Origin of the sequence: Aquamicrobium sp., from assembly GCF_023954335.1 — a bacterium.
Taxonomy (GTDB): domain Bacteria; phylum Pseudomonadota; class Alphaproteobacteria; order Rhizobiales; family Rhizobiaceae; genus Aerobium.
Genome location: NZ_JAMLIE010000001.1, coordinates 748,232 through 767,877, shown reverse-complemented (window position 1 = coordinate 767,877; position 19,646 = coordinate 748,232). Strand labels below are relative to the sequence as shown.

The following is a 19,646-nucleotide window of genomic DNA, read 5'->3' as shown; positions in this document are numbered from 1 at the left end:
TGTTACTCGTTTATCTGGATCACCGCCGGGCCACGCGCAGACGGGCGTCGTCGAGAACATCGCGCAAGGTTTGGTCGAAGTTATGGCGGGGCGTCCATCCGAGACATTCCCGTGCCTTGCTGGCATCGCCGACGATTTTGGGGATATCGCTCGGACGCATACGGGCCGGATCCTGTTCCACACGTATGTCGACTACGCTCAACGCCAGCAACGCGTCGAGAATATACCCTATGCGATATGGCGTACCCGACGCAATATTGAAGATTGTGCCTGGTTCGATCCTGTCGGCCCGGGAGATCGCCAATACATAGGCCTCCGCTACATCCCGCACGTCGAGAAAATCGCGCTCTGCATCCAGATTGCCAACACGGAGGACAGGTTCAACGAGCCCCTTCTCAATCCCCGCGATCTGCATCGCGAAGGCCGGCACAACGAAATCCTCGGTCTGTCCCGGCCCGGTATGGTTGAAAGGCCGCAGCCGGACCGACCTCAGGCCCTTGCGCGTCAACGCGCCGATCGCAAGATCTGCTGCAGCTTTCGTCACGCCGTAATCGTCGAGCGGAGCGAGTAGCGCGTTTTCGTTTAACAGCGTCCCGTTCCGCGCACTCTCACCATAAATCAGCCCTGAACCCACATGCACCAGAAAGCACCCGGTCGCCTTGGCCAGAATGGCCTCGGCAACATTGAGCGCCCCACCCACGTGCACCCGCCAAGTCAGCTCGGGATCGGCGCTTGCGAGGCCGGGTGCGGCGATCCCGGCAAGATGGAGTACATGGGTGGGTTGCCAGCGTGCGATAGCGTTGAAAATGGCCTCCCTGTCAGTGACATCGAGCGCCAGAATATCTGTCGCTCCTGCCTCTCCATGATCGGTGACATTTTTGGTCGTGATGATCAGATCGAGACCGGCACCGAATTGCCTGTGCAGGGCTCGCACAACGTGCGAGCCCACGAAGCCGGTTCCGCCGGTGAGCAGGATACGCATGCGAGCTACCTGCCGCCCATCAGAGATGCTCGTGGTGGGAAAGGCGCCGCAGATCGGCCTCTACCATCTCGGAGACCAGCGATTCGAGAGAAGTTTCCGGTGACCAGCCCAGCTTGTCCTTGGCCTTTCCGGGATTACCCAGGAGGATATCGACTTCTGCGGGCCGCAAGAACCGTTCGTCCACTCTGACATGGTCTTCGAGATTCAGGCCTACATGCTCGAACGCCATCCTGCAAAAGTCGCGCACCGGGGTGGTTCTGCCGGTGGCGATCACATAGTCATCGGCCTCGTCTTGCTGGAGCATCAGCCACATAGCCTGGACGTAGTCGCGCGCATGTCCCCAATCGCGCTGCGCATCGAGATTGCCGAGCGAGAGCGTCTCGGCAAGACCGAGCTTAATGCGTGCCACGCCGTCGGTAATCTTGCGTGTGACGAACTCGATGCCCCGCAACGGAGACTCGTGATTGAACAGGATTCCGCTGGAGGCGTGCAGACCAAAGCTCTCGCGATAGTTCACCGTCATCCAATGGGCGTAGAGTTTGGCAGCAGCGTATGGCGAACGCGGATAAAAGGGAGTTGTCTCCGACTGCACCGGCTCTTGGATCAGGCCGTACATCTCCGAAGACGAGGCCTGATAGAAACGGGCCTCGGGCGCCACGATGCGGGTCGCCTCCAGCATGTTGGCCGCGCCGATGCCCGTGACCTGACCGGTGAGCAGAGGCTGCTGCCATGACGATTTAACGAAGGACTGGGCAGCAAGATTATAGATTTCGGCGGGCTGGACTTCCTTGATCACCCGGATGAGGCCCGAGAGATCGGTCAGATTGCCGTCGTGCAGATGAATCTTGTCCTGGATGCCGAGCCATTTGAGCCTCGCATCAATAACGTCGGCCGATGCGCTACGCCGGAGCAAACCATGGACTTCATAGCCCTTGCCGAGCAGAAACTGTGATAGATACGCGCCATCCTGACCCGTAACGCCCGTTATCAGTGCGATCTTCTTCATTCGAGTGCCTTTGTTTGGCGGGCGCTCGTCAGGCCCGACCGTAAATGTCCTGAAAACGTACTATGCCGTTTTCGTCGACATACTCGCCGTTCTGAACCTCGATAGGGACAAGCTTGAGGATGCAGGTTTTCTAGGCGACCTGTGTTCGCGGATATAGCCGACTGATTGATCGAAAGCAGGATAGTGAGGAGGTCGCTCTCCTCTGCTCTCCTCGATAACCATACACGTTCTCCAAGGATGACGGCAGCCCAATAGAACTCTGTGACCTCATATCGGGCAGGGAACTAGGCATGTCGATTACAGGACATACCGATCTGCGACAATCCTGTCGCACGAACGCTGGGCTTTCCAACCAGAATCCCGCCGCCGGGAAGCTCTACGGATGGTTCGGAATCGGATCCGAATGCAAGCTGCCGGACCCTCGAATCCGAGCCTCCACTGATGGCTGTCGGTATCAACTTCATTTCGCGTTCCGGCGCAATTCCTAAGGACGATAGTGGACAATCTTTCCGGACTCAAGCGTAAGACCCATGCCATAAGCGGGTTATGGCAGCTATCCCTCGGTGCCGTTGAGCATCTCGACAGCTTTCGGCTGCTCGGAGAAATCTTTGGATGCGGCTTTGACGGCGTATTATTCCCGCACAAGGGAGAGATGCAACATCTTGCCTCGGACGCGTACGCGTAGCAACGTTGTCTTAGCTACAGACACGAGCGCGACACTGTGGTTGCAGTTGGAGAAGTCGTCATCCATCCCGCCTAGCCTTCCCTTTATGTAAAATTGCGCGTCTTGAACAGCACGATCCCAAATACCCCCGCTCCCGGCAGATTGTTCTTCATCGCGTAGCTTGTCGTCGGCGGGTTGTGGAAGACGCCGACTTGTCCGGCGCCGGGGGTGCCGGCCACGAAGGTGGAGCCTGTGCTCTGCGCCACAAGGACGACGCTGTTGCCGCCGGCGAGGAACAGGGCGGTCGCGCCGGAGGCGTTGTGGTCGTTGACGACGATCAGGCCCGAGCCGATCGGGAAGGCGAGGGTCGCGCCGGAGGCGAGCGTCACCCGACCCGGCACGGCGTCGAGCGTCCACGCGGCCGAGGGCGCGCCGGCGGCGGCGAAGCTCGCGGCGGTGAAGGTCCTCGGCGCGGTCAGGGCGCCGGTGGCGCGGGAGGCCACCAGCGCCTCGTGCCAGGCCGCGCCGTCGGGGCTGACCTTCAGGTGCCAGTCGTCATCGCCGGCGAGCCCGAACTCGGCCCGGCCGGAAAACCCGGTCTGGAAGACCAGCGAGGCGGTGTGCGCGGGCGCGGCCTTGTTGAGCTTCAGCCGCTGGTCGGTGCCCTCATGCGTGAACAGCACCGCGTCCGAGGCGACCGCCAGCCGGTTTACGGCGTCGGCGGAGGCGTTGACGCCGAGCGTGGCGACGCTTCCGGGCAGGCCCGCCGCCAGCGGCTCCCAAGCGCCGCCGGCGAAGACGAGCGGCACGCCCGCTGCTTGCGAATAGGCGATCCAGCCGTCGTCCGGCGCGGCGAAGGTCCAGCCGCCGCCGGCGAAGCGGGCGATGGCGCGGTCATGGCCGGCCCACGCCCCGCCCGCGCCTTCGGCGACGATGTGGCAGTCACCCTCGTCCGGCCCGGCCGGGGGCAGCGCCAAGAGATGGCTCTTCACCGAGGCCTGGACCAGCATGTCGAGCCGGTCGAGCGCTTCGTTATGGGTGACGTGCTTTTGCGCCTGCTGCGGCATGATGTCGGCAAGGGCCAGCCTGGGTGTCTCGTTCATGGCTACTTCCGTGGAGGGTGACATCGACGGCCAAGTCTAGCCGCCCGCTCCGGCGCGTGGATAAAGCGGAGGCCGGAAATGCCGCTTCGCTCCAGGCGCGGGCCACCGGCCGGCGGCGGATGCCGCGGGCGAACATATTGACTCCCATCGACTTTCGGGTGAGACCCGGGGTCGTCGATCGCGCAGGAAACCATGCAGATGGAGCTTCGAGGATGAGCGACGGCGCTGCCGGATATCCCCACGCTGCGGCCAAGGCGAAGCAACCGGCCTCCGGCTCCGGCCCCCATGGCGCGGGGATCGCGGTGTTCCACGATCACTTCTCCATCCGCGGCGGCGGGGAGCGCCTCGTGCTGACGATGGCGCAGGCGCTGGGCGCCGATCTCATCCACGGCTACGCCACGCCCGCCACCTACGAGCCGGCGATGTTTCCCGAGGGAACGGTCGATCTCGGCCTGCCCAGCGCCCTGCGCCGCGGCGGCGTGCGCGCCGTCGCGCTCGGCGTCCTGTTCGCCCGCCAGCGCAGGCGCGCCGGCGCCTATTCAACGCGCATCTTCAGCGGCGTCGCTGCGCCGCTCGCCGCGCCGGAGCGCTCGCGCGCGGGCCGCAACATCTTCTACTGCCACACGCCGCCGCGCTTCCTCTTCGATCAGCGCGAGCATTTCCTCGGGCAGCTCGGCGGCGCGGCGCGGCTGGCCGCCGGCCCGGTCCTCGCCCGGTTCGAGCGCGCCTATCTCGCCGCCGTCGGGCGCATGGACGTGATCCTCACCAACTCGCAGAACACGCGCCGGCGCATCAGGGACTATCTCGGGCGCGACAGCGAGGTGGTCTATCCGCCCTGCCCAACGGCAAGCTTCGCCTGGAAGGGCCAGGACGACTACTACCTCTCCAGCGCCCGGCTTTCGGGGCTGAAGCGGGTCGACGTCATCGTCGAGGCGTTCCTGCGTCTTCCCGACAAGCGCCTGCTGGTCGCGTCGGGCGGCGAGGAGCGGGAAAGGCTGGAGCGGATGGCGGCCGGCGCGCCCAACATCGAATTCCTCGGCTGGAGCGACGAGGTGCGGCTGCGGGAGCTGATCGGCCGCGCGGTCGCCACCATCTACGTGCCGCGCGAGGAGGATTTCGGCATGTCGCCGGTGGAATCGATGGCGGCGGGCAAGCCGGTCATCGGCGTCGCCGAGGGCGGGCTGACGGAGACGATCATCGACGGCGAGACCGGCATCCTGCTCGACAGGACCTTCGGCGCGGGCGACCTGGCCGAGGCCGTGCGCGCCCTGACGCCGGGCCGCGCCGCGGCGATGCGCGCCGCCTGCGAGGCGCGCGCCGCCCTGTTCACCGAAGAACGCTTCATCGACAGCATGAAGCGGCATGTCGAGGCGGCGAGGGCGGCCCTGGCGGACCGGGCGCGATAGCGGCGCCAGCGCGGCGCGGCCCGAAAAATGACGCATAGGCCGCATAGGGCAAACGCCACGCCCTCGCGCGCGCCGCCATACAGAGCAGGTGCGCAGGAACGGTCCGGGCGTTCCTCGAGTCCCCTCAGGCAGAATGGAGAATGGCCGGCGGGATTCGACCCTCAGGAGCGAAGCATCCCGCCCTCCACGCGCCGGCTCGGCGCGAATCATCTTTTTTGTGACACGTATTACAACAACGTCATCGGAAGAGTAGACATTCGACAGATCAGGCGCCGGGAATCCGAAATCGGAAAAGATGAAAATTCTTCTGTATTCCGGGTTCGAGGTGTACTACTCCACGCCGATGGCGGTGGGCGCATTTGCTGCGTCGAAGCGTGGAACTGTCCGTTCCGGTTGAATGCGGTAAGAGACGCGTAAGCGAATCGAGGAGTGCGGCCATGGCCTTCATGCCTGTCATCATCAGCGGCGGCGCCGGATCGCGGCTTTGGCCGCTGTCCCGCGACACCTGCCCCAAGCCTTTCGTCGAGATGCCGGAAGGCGGCACCCTGATCGGGCAGGCCTATTCCCGCGCGGCGCGGCTGGAAGGCGTCGAGCGCATCGTCACCGTGACCAACCGCGACTTCCTGTTCCTGACGGCCGACGCCTATCAGGCCGCGGCCGCGCCGGCCGTCGGCAACACGTTCCTTCTGGAGCCCGTCGGGCGCGACACGGCGGCGGCCGTGGCGCTGGCGGCGCTGCATGTGGCCGGGGCCCATGGCGGCGAGACGGTGCTGCTCGTCTCGCCCGCCGATCACCTGATCCGCGACGAGGCCGCCTTCGCCGGGGCCGTGCGCCGCGCCGTCGAGCTCGCGCAGCAGGGGCGCATCGTCACCTTCGGCATCGAGCCCGACCGGCCGGAAACCGGGTTCGGCTATATCGAGGTCGAGGGCGAGAAGGCGCTGCGCTTCGTCGAGAAGCCCGACGCCGAGACCGCCGCCGCCTATCTCGCGGGCGGCCGCCACCGCTGGAACTCGGGCATGTTCTGCTTCCGCGCCGACGCGATGCTGCGCGCCATGGAGATCCATTGCCCCGAGGTGCTCGCCGGCGCCCGGCAGGCGCTCGACGCGGCCGAGGCGGGCACGTTCCGCCAGCATGAGACCGTCGAGGTCGCGCTGGAGCCGATGCAGCAGACGCCCGCGATCTCCATCGACTACGCGGTGATGGAGAAGGCCGACAACATCGCCTGCGTCAGCGTCGATTGCGGCTGGTCGGACATCGGCTCGTGGTCGGCGGTCGTCGATCTCGTCGCGCCCGACGAAACCGGCAACCGCACGATGGGCGACGTCATCCTCGAGGAGACGAAGAACAGCTTCGTGCGCGCCGACAGCCGGCTCGTCGGCCTCGTCGGCGTCTCCGACCTTCTCGTCGTCGACACGCCCGACGCGCTGCTGATCGCCCACAAGGACAAGGCGCAGAACGTCAAGCAGGTCTACAACCGCCTGAAGGCGGCGAAGCACGAGGCCGCCCGCTTCCACCGCACGGTGCATCGCCCGTGGGGCACCTATACGGTGCTGGAGGAAGGCGACCGCTTCAAGATCAAGCGCATCGAGGTCAAGCCCGGCGGCTGCCTCAGCCTCCAGGCGCATCATCACCGGTCGGAGCACTGGGTGGTGGTGTACGGGACCGCCAAGGTCACCAACGAGGACAAGGTGACGCTGCTGTCGACCAACCAGTCGACCTACATCCCGAGCGGCCACCGGCACCGGCTCGAGAATCCCGGCGTGCTGCCGCTGATCCTGATCGAGGTGCAGAGCGGCGACTATCTCGGCGAGGACGACATCATCCGCTTCGACGACGTCTACGGCAGGTCGTGACGGGAACATGCCCGCGCGGCGCGCGCCGGGGCGGTGACGGGCCGATGCCCCGGCGACAGGCAGGCTCCCGATGAAAGTGCTGCACGTCTACAAGACCTACCTGCCCGAGGACAATACGGGCGTGCCGACCGTCATCCACACCCTCGCCGAGGGGCTCGCCGACGACGGCGTCGAAAGCCATGTGATGGCGGTCTACGACGATGCGCGGGCCGTCCCGGCGCATCTCGGCCGCCATTATCTCCACCCGATGCGGTCGAGCCTTCACCTGGCGTCGAGCAGCTTTTCGCTTCAGGCGGCGCGCGAATTCGGCCGGCTGGTCGCGCCGTTCGACCTCGTCACCTACCATTTCCCGTGGCCGTTCGGCGACCTGCTCTATTTCCTGCATGGCCGGCGAAAGCCCTCGGTGGTCGTCTACCATTCCGATATCGTCCGGCAGCGCCGCCTGCTCCATGCCTACAAGCCGCTGATGAACGCGTTCCTCAAGCGCGCCGACGCCATCGTCGCCACCTCGCCCAACTATGCGCGGACCAGCGAGGCGCTGCTTCGCTACCGGGACAAGGTGCGCGTCATCCCGCTCGCCCTTGGCGAGCGCGTGCCGCCCTCGCCGGCGCGCATCGAGGCGTGGCGGCGGCGGGTCGGCTCCGGCTTCTTCCTGTTCGTCGGCTCGGCGCGCTACTACAAGGGGCTGCCGTTCCTCATCGAGGCGGCGGCGCGGACCGGCCTTCCGGTGGTCGTCGCCGGCGCGTCGGCCCCTTCGGCGTTCGAGGGCGCAGCGGTACCGGCGCATGTGCGCCTCGTCGGCGCGGTGTCGGACGAGGACAAGGAATGCCTGATCGAGCTTTGCCGCGCCGTCGTCCTGCCGTCCCACCTGCGCTCGGAAGCGTTCGGGGTGGTGCTGCTCGAGGCGGCAAGGGCGGGCCGGCCGATGGTCACCTGCGAGATCGGCACCGGGACGACCTATGCCAATCTCGACGGCGAGACCGGGCTTGCCGTGCCGCCGGCCGATCCGGCGCGCCTCGGCGAGGCGATGCTGGCGCTGGCGCGCGACGAGGCGCTGGCGGCCCGGATGGGCGCGAACGCCCGCGCCCGCTTCATGGCGCTGTTTCGCGAGGAAACCATGTGCGCCGCCTATCTCGACCTCTATCGCGAGGTGCTGCACCGGCGCGACGGTATCTGAAGCCGGCAAAGGGAAATCAGGAAGGCACGGGAAAACCATGGCAACTGATCTGAAATTCGGCACGAGCGGCCTGCGCGGCCTGGTCAGCGAGCTCGACGGGCCGCCGGCGGAAAGCTGGACGCGCGCCTTCCTCGCGCTGCTGGAGAAGCGGGGCGACATCCGGCCCGGCGACGGCGTGCTGGTCGGCCAGGACCTGCGCGCGTCGAGCCCGACCATCGCCGCCCGCGTCCACGGGGCGATCCGGGCGGCGGGCTTCGACGCGCTCGATTGCGGCGCGGTTCCGACGCCGGCGCTGGCGCTCGGCGCGATGGAGCGCGGCCTGCCGGCGATCATGGTCACCGGCAGCCACATACCGGAGGACCGCAACGGGCTGAAATTCTACCGGGCCGACGGCGAGATCGACAAACGGGACGAGGAAGGGATCGTCGCGATCCATGCCGGCCCGCCGCCGCCCGACGCGGCACAGCCCGGCGCGCTGCGCGCCCTGCCCGACATCCTCGCCCGCTATTCGGCCCGCACGCTCGACTTCTTCGGCGGCGAGGCGCTGAAGGGCCTGCGCGTCGGCGTCTACCAGCATTCCTCCGTCGCCCGCGACCTGATCGTCGACCTGCTCGGCGCGCTCGGGGCCGAGGCGGTCGCGCTCGGCCGGGCGCAATCCTTCGTTCCCGTCGACACCGAGGCGCTGCGGCCGGAGGACGTCGATCTCCTTCGCCGCTTCGCCGGCGAGCAGCCTCTCGACGCCATCGTCTCCACCGATGGCGACGCCGACCGGCCGTTGATCGCCGACGAGGCGGGGCGCTTCGTGCGCGGCGACCTCGTCGGGGCGATGACGGCGGCGCGGCTCGGGGCGGATACGGTGGTCACGCCCGTCACCTCCAATTCGGCGCTGGAGACGTGCGGCCGGTTCGGCGCGGTCGTGCGCACCCGCGTCGGCTCGCCCTATGTCATCGAGGGCATGGCCGCCGCCGTCGCGTCGGGCGCGGGGCGCGTCGCCGGCTTCGAGGCGAATGGCGGCGTGCTGCTCGCCTCGCCGGTGGAGGAGGAGGGCCGGCGGCTCGCGGCGCTGCCGACGCGCGACGCGATGCTGCCCATCGCCTGCGTCCTCAGCGAGATCGCCCGCAGCGGCCAACCCCTGTCGCGGCTCGCCGCCGGCTTCGGCTTCCGCGCCACGGCCAGCGACCGCCTGCGCGAGGTGCCTGCCCGGGCGAGCGGGCCGTTCCTCGACCGGCTGGAGCATGACGAGGCCTACCGGCGCGACCTTCTCGGCGCGCTCGGACCCATCGCCGCCGTCGACGCGCGCGACGGCGTGCGCATCCGCTCGGCCGGCGGGCTGACCGTCCATTTCCGCGTGTCCGGCAACGCGCCGGAGGTCAGGTGCTATGTGGAGGCCGCCGACGCGGCGCAGGCCGAGGCGCTGCTCGGCTGGGGCCTCGCCGTCGCCAGGGCGGAGATCGACAAGGCAGGGGCGTAGACGCCGAAGGCCGCTCAGTCCGCGGCCGAGCGCCCGCCGTCGAGGGTGATGACCGCACCGGTCATGAAGGTCTCGTCCTCGGCGCAAAGCAGCTCGAGCGGCTTCAGGATGTCGGTCGGCGCGCCGACGCGGCCGATCGGCGCCTCGCCGTAAAGTTTGACCTCTCCCCCGCCGGCAAGGCTGCTCATCAGGTTGCTGACCATCGGCGTGTCGATGGTGCCGGGGGCGATCGCGTTGATCTGGATGCCTTCGGCGGCATGCTCGCGCGCCAGCACGCGCGTCATGTTGTTGATCGCCACCTTGGACAGGGAATAGGCGCCCATGCCCTGCTTGGGGTGGGTGGCGTTGATCGACGAGATGAACACCACCTTGGCCCCGCATGGCCCCGAGGGCCGCCGGCGCAGGGCCGGAAGCGCGGCCCGGAACGTCAGCAGCGAGCCGACGAGGTTGGTGTCCATCACCGCGCGGAACTCGCCGAGCGGCATCTCCTCCAGCCGGCCGGGCCGGACGATCCCCGCCGCGCAGACGACGACGTCGATGTGGCCGCAGGCGGCGGTGAACCCCTCGACCGCGCGGACGAGGTCGGCCTCCTCGCGCACGTCGCCCCGGAAGGGGAGGATGCGCCCGGACGAGACGACGCCCGCGGCGATGGCCTCGGCCGCGCCGTCGGGAATCGCAAGATCGAAGATGCCGACATCGGCCCCGAGACGATGGAAATGACGGGCGATCGCCTGCCCGAGCCCGGAAGTGCCGCCGGTGATGAAAACCCGCCGCGCCGGAGCGGAGCCGGAACGTCCGTCATTCTGTGTCATGGGGCCGATGTCTCATGCGGTTGCCGTGGCGGCGAAAAGCCCTAGAGCAGGCGCGCGACGGTCGAGTCGTAGGCCAGCTCGGAGATGCGATGCCAGCGCGCCACCTGCTGCTGGAACTCCTGCATGTCCTTGTAGAGGATGGCGAAGTCCTCGTTCTCGGCCGAGATCTCCTCGTAGATCTCGTGCGCCACCTTGAAGGCGGCGGCGAGCACGTCCTGCGGGAACTGCTTGATGATCGCGCCCTCGGCGACGATCCTGCCGAGCGCGGCCGCGTTGGCGATGTCGTATTTCTGCAGGCTGTCGTAGTTGGCGACGAAGGCGGCGACGCGGAACGCCTCCTGGAAATGCGGCGGCAGCTTGGCCCATTCGTCGGCGTTGACGATGAAGTGCTGCACGTTGGAGCCGTCCCAGAAGCCGGGGAAGTAGTAGTGAGGCGCAACCTTGTGAAGGCCCATCTTCTGGTCGTCGTGCGGGGCGTTGAACTCGGCCGCGTCGAGCGTGCCCTTCTCGAGCGAGGGATAGATGTCGGCCGCCGCGACCTGCTGGACGATCGCCCCCATGTTGGAGAGAATGCGGCCGCCGAGGCCGGAGATGCGGATTTTCAGGCCCTGCAGGTCTTCGACCGAGTTGATCTCCTTGCGATAGAAGCCGCCCATCTGCGCGCCGGTGTTGCCGCCGACGAAGCCGACCAGATTGTACTTGGCGAGAATCCGGTCGATCTCCTTGGCCGTGCCCTCGCGCGACAGCCAAGCGTTCTGCTGGCGCGAGTTGAGGCCGAAGGGGATGTGCGTGCCGAAGGCGAGCGCGGGGTCCTTGCCGAAGAAGTAGTAGAGCGCGGTGTGGCCGACCTCGACCGCGTTCGTGGACACGGAATCGAGCACCGCAAGCGGCGGCACCAGCTCGCCGGCGGCGAAGACCTGCAGCTTGAAGGCGCCATCGGTCAGGCGCGACAGGATCTCGCTCATCACCGGCGCGTTGCCGTACAGGATCTCGACGCTCTTGGGGAAGCTCGACGCGCAACGCCAGGTCACGGTCGCCTTGTCCTGCGCGGAGGCCACGTGCGGCGCGGCCAGCGCGCCCGCCATGCCCCCGGCCACCATTCCAAGCATTTCACGTCTCTTCATTGCATCCTCCCTTTGGGTAAAATATTCATTCTATGAATATAGTATTCATAATAAAGCTTATCCTTGCGGAATGCAAGTGGCTTGCGCATTGCGGCTCGGAACGGCCGGCGGCTGCGCCGGCGTCCGAGACGAGACGGGCCGCGCGCGGCGGGAGGAGCGGCGTTGGGGCGATGCTTTCAGGCGGCCGTCGTGCGGCGGCCCGTCGGGGCCGGCCGTCGCGGAGCCGGCGCGATAAGCCGCCCGCCCTCGTCCGCCGCGTCAGGTGTTGCGCCCGGCTGCCAGCAGGCCGCGCGCGATGACATGGGCCTGAATCTCGGCCGCGCCCTCGAAGATGCTGAGGATGCGCGCGTCGCACAGGACGCGGCTGATCTCGTATTCCAGCGCGTAGCCGTTGCCGCCATGGACCTGGAGCGCGGTGTCGGCATTGCTCCAGGCAATGCGCGCTGCCAGCAGCTTGGCCATGCCGGCCTCGACGTCGCAGCGGCGGGCCTGGTCCTTCTCGCGGGCGGCGAAATAGGTCAGCTCGCGCGCCATCACCGTCTCGACGGCCATCAGCGCCAGCTTGTCGCCGACGCGCGGGAACCGCCACAGCGGCTTGCCGAACTGCCGGCGCTCGCCGCCGTAGCGGAAGCCGAGGTCGAACGCCTTCCACGCCACGCCGATGGCGCGCGCCGCGGTCTGGACCCGGGCGCTCTCGAAGGTGCGCATCAGCTGCCTGAATCCCTGCCCCTCGACGCCGCCGAGCAGGCCGTCGGCCTCGACGCGGAAGCCGGCGAAGCCGAGCTCGTATTCGCGCATGCCGCGATAGCCGAGCACCTCGATCTCGCTGCCCGTCATGCCCTCGGCCGGGAACGGGTCCTCCTCGGTGCCGCGCGGCTTCGGCGCGATGAACATCGACAGCCCGTCATGGCCGGGCTTGGCCGGGTCGGTGCGGGCCAGCAGCGTCATCACGTCGCTGCGCGCGGCGTGGGTGATCCATGTCTTGTTGCCGTCGATACGCCAGCTGCCGTCGGCCTGCCGCGTCGCGCGGGTGCGCAGGCTGGCGAGGTCGGAGCCGGTGTCCGGCTCGGTGAAGACCGCCGTGGGCAGGACCTCGCCAGACGCGATGCGCGGCAGCCAGCGCTCCTTCTGCTCCGGCGTGCCGGCGTCGGAGATCAGCTCGCAGGCGATCTCGGAGCGCGTGCCGAGGGAGCCGGCCGCGATCCAGGCGCGGCTCAGCTCCTCCGTCACCACGCACATGGCGAGCTTGCCCATGCCGAGCCCGCCATAGCGCGGGTCGACGCAGACGCCGAACACGCCCAGCGCCGCCATCTCGTCGATCACCTCGGTCGGGATCAGCGCGTTGTCGTGGTGCCATTGCTGGGCGAAGGGGGCGATCCTGTCCTGCGCGAAGCGGCGGAACTGCTCGCGCACCAGGTCCAGGTCGTCGTCGCCCAGCGTCTCGGCGACGCCGCCGCCGGCATAAAGCCGCTCGACGAGGGCGTGGCGGCGGGCGGCGGTGTTGCCGTCGCGCAGGAAGAAATCCACCGCCTCGTCGGCGACGAGCACGGAAGCGGCCGCCTCGACGCCGAGCTCGCGCGGCCGCGCATATTCGTTCTGGCTCATGGCGATGCCGTCGGCCAGCGCGGCGAGATATTCGCCGAAGCCGATGAGCAGCACGTCGCGCTCGTTCTCGCCGAACCGGCCGGCGCGGTGAAGCGCGCCCGCCCATTGCAGCGTCTGGGCGAGCGTCTCGACATAGGTGGCGATCCAGGCGAGGCCGTGCAGCCGGCGCTGCGCCGCGTCCGCCCGCGCGGGGTCGAGCTTGCCGTCGGGGCCGCAGACCGCGCGCCGGACGGCGCCTCGCGCCTCGTCGGCGAAGCGGCGGGCCGCGGCGACGGCATCCTCCGCCTTCGAGATCAGGGTCTCAGGGGAAAGCTCCTCCTGCATATCGGACATGTCGCGCTCGTCTTTCGTTGTCGGGATCAATGGAAGGAAGCCTGCGCCGCCACCGCGACCTTGCCGTCCTGCCGGATCGCGCTCAGGGCAAGGCCGTCCTCGCCTGCCTCGGCCCGCATCCGGACGGGCTGGCCGCAGAACAGCGGCGCGGCCGCGCGGAAGGCGAAGCTGGCCATCGCCCGGCCGGGGCGCATGCCCGCGGCGAGGCGGCACAGCTTCGAGGCCGTGAACGGCCCGTGGACGACGAGGCCGGGATAGCCCTCGACATCGGCGGCGTAGGGCGCGTCGTAGTGGATGCGATGGCCGTTGAAGGTGACGGCGGAGAAGCGGAAGAGATCGACCGGACCCGGCCGCCATACGGCGTCGCCGCCCGCCCCGGCTTCCGGCGCCGGCTCCACCGGCGGCACCTTTGCGCCGTCGCCGCGATAGACGATCGTCTGGCGCTCGACCACGCAGGTCTCGCCGTCCTGCGAGATCGTCTTATCCAGCTCGAGGAACACCAGCTCGCCGCTGCGGCCGTCCTTGTGGACGACGTCGACGATCCGCGTTACGCACTCGGCCTCCGCGCCGGCGCGCAGCGGCGCGTGGAATTCGCTCGATCCGCTGGCGAACATCCGGCGCGGCAGGGCGACCGGCGGCAGGAAGCCGCCGCGCCTCGGGTGGCCGTCCTCGCCGATCTCGTCGTTCGACGGCAACGGCAGGAAATAGGCCCAGTGCGTCATCGCCGGCAACGCCGCAGGGGCTTCGCCGTTCTCGCCGAGGACGGTGAGGAACCGCTTCAGGCTCACCGGGTCGAGATACTGCCTCGCCGCCTCGGTCCGGCCGATGAAGGACCGGTAGAGATCGATCGCGCCGGGCGGCAGCGCGCTCATGCCCGGCCCTTCCCGGCCGAGGCGACCACGCCGCGGTCGTGCAGCGCCGCGATCTCCGCGCCGTCGCAGCCGAGCAGGTCGGCGAGCACTTCCTCGGTGTCGGCGCCGAGCGCGGGGGCCGGCGCGGCCGGCGCGCGCGCCTCGCCTGACATCGTCGCCGCGAAGCCCGGCGCGGGATAGCGCCGGCCGCTCGGATGGTCGAGCGACGAGAACAGCGGGTTGCCGGAGACGAGGCGGCGGTCCTCGGCGACGGCCTGCCGCAGCGTCCGGTAGGGCGCCCAGCACACGCCATCTTTCTCGAACGCCGGCGCGAGATCGGCCAGCGTCCGCGCGCCGACCGCCGCGCCGACGAGCCCGTTCAGCGCCTCGCGATGCTCGAAGCGCAGCCCCTCGTCATGGGCGAAGGAGACGCCGGCTTGCGCCTCCAGCGCCGCGACCTCCGCGCCGAGCGAAAGGCACGAGACCAGCCCGCTCCACTGGCGCGCGGTGATGGCGACGATCATGATGCGGCTGCCGTCGGCGGTGATGAAATCGCGCCCGAAGGCACCGAACAGGTCGTTGCCGACGCGCGGCCGGTCCTGCCCGGACAGCGTGACCTCGGCGATCTGGCCGAGATTGCCGAGCGTCGAGATGGCCACGTCGCTCAACGGCACGCGCACCTCCTCGCCCGCGCCCGTCTCGCGCCGGCGGCGCTCGGACGCCAAGAGGGAAAGCGCCGCCATCGAGCCGGTCAGCAGGTCCCAGGCCGGAAGGACGTGGTTGACGGGCCGCGGATCGTCGGGGTGACCGGTCATGTCGGGCAGGCCGACCGCCGCGTTGATGGTGTAGTCGAGCGCCGAGCTGCCATCGGCCCAGCCCATGACGCGCACGGTGATCTGGTCCGGGCGGCGGGCGGCGAGGCTCGCATGCGACAGGAACCCCTCGGGCGGATAGTTGGTGAGGAAGATGCCCGCGCCGTCGCCGGGCGCGGTGGCGAGGCGCACGGCCAGCTCCCTGCCCTCGGGCTTGCGCAGGTCGATGGCCACCGACTGCTTGCCCTTGTTCAGCCCCTCCCAGTAGAGGCTGCCGCCGCCGGCGTCCTTCGGCCAGCGGCCGAAATCCGGGCCGCCGCCGATCTGGTCGAAACGGATGACGCGGGCGCCGAGCTGGGCGAGGTAGAGCCCGCAGGAGGGCGCGGCGATGAAGGACGCGCCCTCGACGACGGTAAGGTTCCTGAGATGGCCGTACATGGTCAGTTGAAATCCAGTTCGGGAAGGTCGAGATCGTCCCCGAGACCCGGAATCTCGATCTCGCTGTCCTCATACTGCACTTCGGGCCCCTTGTAATGCGTGACCAGCTGGGGGAAGGCGACCAGAAAACCGATCATGACCAGCTGCAGGATGATGAAGGCGAGCGTGGCGCGATAGAGGTCTATGGTCCTTATCCCCTCGATGCGCCGGCGGGTCACGGTGTCGGTATAGGCCTTTGCCGGCGTCGCCGAGCGCATGAAGAACAGGGCGAACCCGAAGGGAGGGGTCAGGTAGCTGGTCTGGAGATTGACGGCGAGCATCACCGCGAACCAGACGAGATCGATCCCCAGCGCCTGCGCCGCCGGCGCCAGCAGCGGCACCAGGATGAAGGCGATCTCGAAGAAGTCGAGGAAGAAGCCGAGCAGGAAGACGATCAGGTTGACGATGATGAGGAAGCCGATCGCGCCGCCGGGCAGCGACAGCAGCAGATGCTCGACCCATTCGTGGCCGTTGACGCCGTAGAAGGTCAGGGCGAAGACGCGCGAGCCGATCAGGATGAACATGACGAAGGTGGACAGGCGCGCGGTCGCGTCGATCGCCTCCGACAGCATGCCGAAGCTGAGCCTGCGCCGGCCGATCGCCATGATCAGCGCGCCGGCCGCGCCCATGGCCCCGCCCTCGGTCGGCGTCGCGACGCCGAGGAAGATCGTGCCGAGCACGAGGAAGATCAGCGCCAGCGGCGGCACGAGCACGATCACCACCGCCTCGGCCATACGGGACAGCAGGCCGAGCTTCAGGTTGCGGTTCGCCAGCGCGACGGCATAGCCGGCGATGGTGCCCAGCGCCGCGCCGTATATGACGGTGTCCATCTCGGGCAGGCCCGGAAACAACGCCTGAAGCAGGCGGATGAAGCCGAAGATGGCGAGCGCGATGAAGATCAGGATCGCGGCCAGCGACTTCAGCCCGACCGTGCCGTCCGCCTCGTTGAGCCGGCGCGCCTCCTTCGGGATCGGCGGGGCCGCGTCGGGCTTGAGCATGGTCAGGCCGAAGACGTAGGCGGCGTAGAGGACGACCAGCAGCAGGGCCGGCACCAGCGCGCCCTTGTAGACGTCGCCGACCGACTGGCCGAACTGGTCGGCCAGCACGATCAGGATGATCGAGGGAGGAATCGTCTGTGCCAGCGTGCCCGAGGCCATGATGACGCCGGTGGCGAGGTAGCGGTCGTATCCGTAGCGCAGCATGATCGGCAGCGCGATCAGGCTCATCGAGATGACCGAGGCGGCGACGACGCCGGTCGTTGCGGCCAGCAGCGCGCCGACGAAGATCACCGCATAGGCGAGGCCGCCGCGCACCGGGCCGAAAAGCTGGCCGACCGTGTCGATGAGGTCCTCTGCCATCCCGGATCGTTGCAGGACGAGCCCCATGAAGGTGAAGAAGGGAATGGCCAGCAGCGTCTCGTTCGACATCGTGCCGTACACCCTGTCGGGCAGGGCGCGCAGGAAGTTCTCGCCGAACAGGCCGAGCTCGATGCTGAGGAAGGCGAAGCCGAGGCCGACCGCGGACAGCGCGAAGGCGACCGGATAGCCGAGGATGAGGAAGAGGATCAGGCTCACGAACATGATCGGAGCCATGTTCTCGATGATGAAGGCGGTCATGACGCGGCTCCGCCCCCGGCGTTCGCCTCGTCCGGTCCCGTCTCGTCGGGGTCGACGTCCACCTTGTCGTCGAGCTGCCCGCGCAGGATGGCGATGCGCTTGATCAGCTCGGAGACGGCCTGGAGCAGCAGCAGCCCGAAGCCGAGCGGCACCAGCAGCTTGACCGGCCACAACAGCAGGCCGCCGGCATTCGAGGAATGCTCGCCGGAGCTGAAGGACCTGAGGAAGAAGGGAATGCCGTCGTAAAGGAGGATGAGGCAGAGCGGCATGAGGAAGAATATGTGGCCGAAGACGTCGATCCAGTCGCGGCTGCGCTTCCGCAGCTGCGCCGAGACGATGTCGATCCGCACATGCGCGTCCTTGAGGAGCGTGTAGCCCGCCCCCAGCATGAAGACGCCGGCATAGAGATACCATTGCAGCTCCAGCCAGGCGTTGGAGCCGATGGACAGGAACTTCCGCGACAGGGCGTTCCCCGCGCTGACGACGACGGCCCCCAGGATCAGCCAGCCGGCGGCCCGGCCTATCGTCGTGTTCAAGCGATCTATCAGGCGGGCGACCGCCAGCAACGCAGACATCCTGTTCGTTCCCTCCCGTCTACCGGACCGCCGGCCTGGCCGAACGGCCGTCCTCCGCTGTCAGCCCGCACTTGCCGGACGCGCCGGCCAAAGGCATTTTCACTGAAGATGGCAAGCGCCGCTTCCGGTCGTCACGGAGCCGCGCCGGCGAAAGCCGGCTTCTTGCGGCAGGAGATCCGGACATGGCATGCGGCGCCTGTCCACATATCGATCTTTCATAGAATGAATACGTAATTCAAAACTAGCATAGGGTTTTGAAAAGTGCTAGAGGCTTTCTCAGCAGGAACCATGGCGGGCCGGCGACGGGCCGCGCGGTTCGAACGATACGAAGGAGAGTGAAGTGGCGACGGCGCTTGCAAGGAACTACATCGCGGGCAACTGGCGGGGCGGGGCCGATATCCTGGAAATCCGCAACCCCTCGAACCTCGACGAATCGGCCGGCAGCTACGGCATGGCCAGCGTGGCTGATGTCGAGGAAGCCTTCGCCGCCGCGCGCAAGGCGCAGCCGGCCTGGCGCAACGCGACGCTGGAGCAGCGCTCGGTCGTGCTGGAAAAGATCGCGCAGGCGATCTTCGAGCGCAAGGACGAGCTGGCGAAGATCATGTCGCTGGAAGGCGGCAAGACCATTCCCGACGCGCTCGGCGAGATCGTCCGCGCCGGCAACATCGCCCGCTTCTTCGCCGGCGAGGCGCTGCGCCTGCCGGGCGAGAAGCTCGGCTCGGTGCGGCCGGACGTCGACGTCGAGATCACCCGCGAGCCGGTCGGCGTCGTCGGGCTGATCACGCCGTGGAACTTCCCGATCGCGGTGTCGCTGTGGAAGCTCGCGCCGGCGCTGGCCTTCGGCAACGCCGTCGTCTGGAAACCGTCGGAGAAGACGCCGGGCATTTCCGCCGCCATCGCCGAGATCGCCGCCACGGCCGGGGTGCCGGCCGGTGTCTTCAACATGGTGATCGGCAACGGGCCGGACATCGGCGCGGCCGTGGTCGAGAACGCCGACGCCATCTCGTTCACCGGCTCGTCCGCGACCGGCCGTCGCATCGCCGTGCGCTGCGCCGAGCGGCTGATCCGCGTCCAGCTCGAGATGGGCGGCAAGAACCCGCTCGTCGTCCTCGACGACGCCGACCTCAACCTCGCCGTCGAGCTCGCGGTCAACGGCGCCTATTTCCAGGCAGGCCAGCGCTGCACGGCGTCCAGCCGGCTGATCGTCACCGACGGCATCCACGACCGCCTCGTCGCCGGCATGGTCGAGCGGCTGCGGCAGATCAAGGTCGGCAACGCCGCCGATCCTTCGACCCAGATCGGCCCGGTGATCGACGAAAGCCAGTTCGACAAGGTCATGTCCTATGTCGAGGTCGGGCGCGGCGAGAAGGCCAACCTGCTCGCCGGCGGCGAGAAGCTGAAGCTCGCCGAGCGCGGCTGGTACGTCGCCCCGGTGCTGTTCGCCGACTCCACGAACGTCCAGCGCATCAACCGCGAGGAGGTGTTCGGCCCGTTCGCCAGCGTCATCCGCGTGCGCGACTATGACGAGGCGCTGGCGGTGGCGAACGACACCGACTACGGCCTTTCCGCCGGCATCGTCACCACCTCGATGAAGCATGCGCGCCATTTCCGCGCCAATGTCGAGGCCGGCATGACCATGCTGAACCTGCCGACCGCCGGCGTCGACTACCATGTGCCGTTCGGCGGCCGGAAGAACTCCAGCTACGGCCCGCGCGAGCAGGGTCGCTACGCGGTCGAATTCTATACGATGGTCAAGACGAGCTACCTCTCGGTCTGACG

Annotated in this window: 15 protein-coding genes; 5 read left to right on the top strand and 10 right to left on the bottom strand. The window is 68.1% G+C overall.

What is annotated here, in order from left to right; all coding sequences use genetic code 11:
• Positions 1-19: 19 nt before the first annotated feature.
• The 3 genes from M9945_RS03770 to M9945_RS03760 all read right to left on the bottom strand — a co-directional run bounded on the left by M9945_RS03770 (position 20) and on the right by M9945_RS03760 (position 3,755).
• On the bottom strand, positions 20-982 hold the full coding sequence (locus M9945_RS03770) for a GDP-mannose 4,6-dehydratase (RefSeq protein WP_367943462.1): 963 nt from the start codon (positions 980-982) through the stop codon (positions 20-22).
• Positions 983-1,001: 19 nt separating this feature from the next.
• Positions 1,002-1,988: a GDP-mannose 4,6-dehydratase gene (gene gmd / locus M9945_RS03765; protein WP_367943461.1), complete on the bottom strand. Its 987-nt coding sequence runs from the start codon at positions 1,986-1,988 to the stop codon at positions 1,002-1,004.
• A 768-nt stretch (positions 1,989-2,756) separates the two neighbouring features.
• On the bottom strand, positions 2,757-3,755 hold the full coding sequence (locus tag M9945_RS03760; RefSeq protein WP_367943460.1) for a DUF2793 domain-containing protein: 999 nt from the start codon (positions 3,753-3,755) through the stop codon (positions 2,757-2,759).
• Positions 3,756-3,967: 212 nt separating this feature from the next.
• Between M9945_RS03760 and M9945_RS03755 the strand changes: the two genes are divergently transcribed.
• The 4 genes from M9945_RS03755 to M9945_RS03740 all read left to right on the top strand — a co-directional run bounded on the left by M9945_RS03755 (position 3,968) and on the right by M9945_RS03740 (position 9,662).
• The gene (locus tag M9945_RS03755) at positions 3,968-5,161 is read left to right on the top strand and encodes a glycosyltransferase (RefSeq protein ID WP_367943459.1); all 1,194 of its coding nucleotides are present in this window, start codon (positions 3,968-3,970) and stop codon (positions 5,159-5,161) included.
• A 437-nt stretch (positions 5,162-5,598) separates the two neighbouring features.
• Complete coding sequence (locus M9945_RS03750) at positions 5,599-7,014, top strand: mannose-1-phosphate guanylyltransferase/mannose-6-phosphate isomerase (RefSeq protein WP_367943458.1); 1,416 nt, start codon at positions 5,599-5,601, stop codon at positions 7,012-7,014.
• Between the two features lie 70 nt (positions 7,015-7,084).
• The gene (locus M9945_RS03745) at positions 7,085-8,191 is read left to right on the top strand and encodes a glycosyltransferase (RefSeq protein ID WP_367943457.1); all 1,107 of its coding nucleotides are present in this window, start codon (positions 7,085-7,087) and stop codon (positions 8,189-8,191) included.
• A 37-nt stretch (positions 8,192-8,228) separates the two neighbouring features.
• Positions 8,229-9,662 (top strand): phosphomannomutase, encoded by a 1,434-nt coding sequence (locus tag M9945_RS03740; RefSeq protein ID WP_367943456.1) that lies wholly within the window; start codon positions 8,229-8,231, stop codon positions 9,660-9,662.
• Between the two features lie 14 nt (positions 9,663-9,676).
• Here the strand turns inward: M9945_RS03740 and M9945_RS03735 are convergent, their stop codons facing one another.
• The 7 genes from M9945_RS03735 to M9945_RS03705 all read right to left on the bottom strand — a co-directional run bounded on the left by M9945_RS03735 (position 9,677) and on the right by M9945_RS03705 (position 17,867).
• A complete protein-coding gene (locus M9945_RS03735) occupies positions 9,677-10,474 on the bottom strand; it encodes an SDR family NAD(P)-dependent oxidoreductase (protein WP_367943455.1) in 798 nt (265 codons plus the stop codon).
• Positions 10,475-10,515: 41 nt separating this feature from the next.
• On the bottom strand, positions 10,516-11,598 hold the full coding sequence (locus M9945_RS03730; protein ID WP_367943454.1) for a TRAP transporter substrate-binding protein: 1,083 nt from the start codon (positions 11,596-11,598) through the stop codon (positions 10,516-10,518).
• Positions 11,599-11,856: 258 nt separating this feature from the next.
• Positions 11,857-13,536, bottom strand: coding sequence for an acyl-CoA dehydrogenase family protein (locus M9945_RS03725; RefSeq protein WP_367943453.1), 1,680 nt, complete (start codon positions 13,534-13,536; stop codon positions 11,857-11,859).
• A gap of 26 nt (positions 13,537-13,562) precedes the next feature.
• Positions 13,563-14,408 (bottom strand): MaoC family dehydratase N-terminal domain-containing protein, encoded by an 846-nt coding sequence (locus tag M9945_RS03720; RefSeq protein WP_367943452.1) that lies wholly within the window; start codon positions 14,406-14,408, stop codon positions 13,563-13,565.
• Entirely contained in the window at positions 14,405-15,637 is a 1,233-nt protein-coding gene (locus M9945_RS03715; RefSeq protein ID WP_367928456.1) for a CoA transferase, read from the bottom strand. Before M9945_RS03715 ends, M9945_RS03720 begins: the two co-directional genes overlap by 4 nt.
• Before the next feature lie 2 nt (positions 15,638-15,639).
• Positions 15,640-17,292 (bottom strand): TRAP transporter large permease subunit, encoded by a 1,653-nt coding sequence (locus tag M9945_RS03710; protein ID WP_367943451.1) that lies wholly within the window; start codon positions 17,290-17,292, stop codon positions 15,640-15,642.
• Positions 17,289-17,867, bottom strand: a complete 579-nt coding sequence (locus tag M9945_RS03705; protein WP_367928454.1) for a TRAP transporter small permease subunit — start codon at positions 17,865-17,867, stop codon at positions 17,289-17,291. The genes M9945_RS03710 and M9945_RS03705 overlap by 4 nt, the downstream gene beginning before the upstream one ends.
• Before the next feature lie 340 nt (positions 17,868-18,207).
• Here M9945_RS03705 and M9945_RS03700 point away from each other — a divergent pair, with 340 nt between their 5' ends.
• Positions 18,208-19,644 carry an aldehyde dehydrogenase family protein gene (locus M9945_RS03700; protein ID WP_367943450.1) on the top strand — a complete coding sequence of 479 codons (1,437 nt, stop codon included), beginning with the start codon at positions 18,208-18,210 and terminating at the stop codon, positions 19,642-19,644.
• Positions 19,645-19,646: the final 2 nt, after the last annotated feature.

Coding starts and splice junctions, on each gene's coding strand:
- M9945_RS03770 (WP_367943462.1), bottom strand. CDS start 982: ATGCGTATCCTGCTCACCGGCGGAACCGGCTTCGTGGGCTCGCACGTT.
- gmd (WP_367943461.1), bottom strand. CDS start 1,988: ATGAAGAAGATCGCACTGATAACGGGCGTTACGGGTCAGGATGGCGCG.
- M9945_RS03760 (WP_367943460.1), bottom strand. CDS start 3,755: ATGAACGAGACACCCAGGCTGGCCCTTGCCGACATCATGCCGCAGCAG.
- M9945_RS03755 (WP_367943459.1), top strand. CDS start 3,968: ATGAGCGACGGCGCTGCCGGATATCCCCACGCTGCGGCCAAGGCGAAG.
- M9945_RS03750 (WP_367943458.1), top strand. CDS start 5,599: ATGGCCTTCATGCCTGTCATCATCAGCGGCGGCGCCGGATCGCGGCTT.
- M9945_RS03745 (WP_367943457.1), top strand. CDS start 7,085: ATGAAAGTGCTGCACGTCTACAAGACCTACCTGCCCGAGGACAATACG.
- M9945_RS03740 (WP_367943456.1), top strand. CDS start 8,229: ATGGCAACTGATCTGAAATTCGGCACGAGCGGCCTGCGCGGCCTGGTC.
- M9945_RS03735 (WP_367943455.1), bottom strand. CDS start 10,474: ATGACACAGAATGACGGACGTTCCGGCTCCGCTCCGGCGCGGCGGGTT.
- M9945_RS03730 (WP_367943454.1), bottom strand. CDS start 11,598: ATGAAGAGACGTGAAATGCTTGGAATGGTGGCCGGGGGCATGGCGGGC.
- M9945_RS03725 (WP_367943453.1), bottom strand. CDS start 13,536: ATGTCCGATATGCAGGAGGAGCTTTCCCCTGAGACCCTGATCTCGAAG.
- M9945_RS03720 (WP_367943452.1), bottom strand. CDS start 14,408: ATGAGCGCGCTGCCGCCCGGCGCGATCGATCTCTACCGGTCCTTCATC.
- M9945_RS03715 (WP_367928456.1), bottom strand. CDS start 15,637: ATGTACGGCCATCTCAGGAACCTTACCGTCGTCGAGGGCGCGTCCTTC.
- M9945_RS03710 (WP_367943451.1), bottom strand. CDS start 17,292: ATGACCGCCTTCATCATCGAGAACATGGCTCCGATCATGTTCGTGAGC.
- M9945_RS03705 (WP_367928454.1), bottom strand. CDS start 17,867: ATGTCTGCGTTGCTGGCGGTCGCCCGCCTGATAGATCGCTTGAACACG.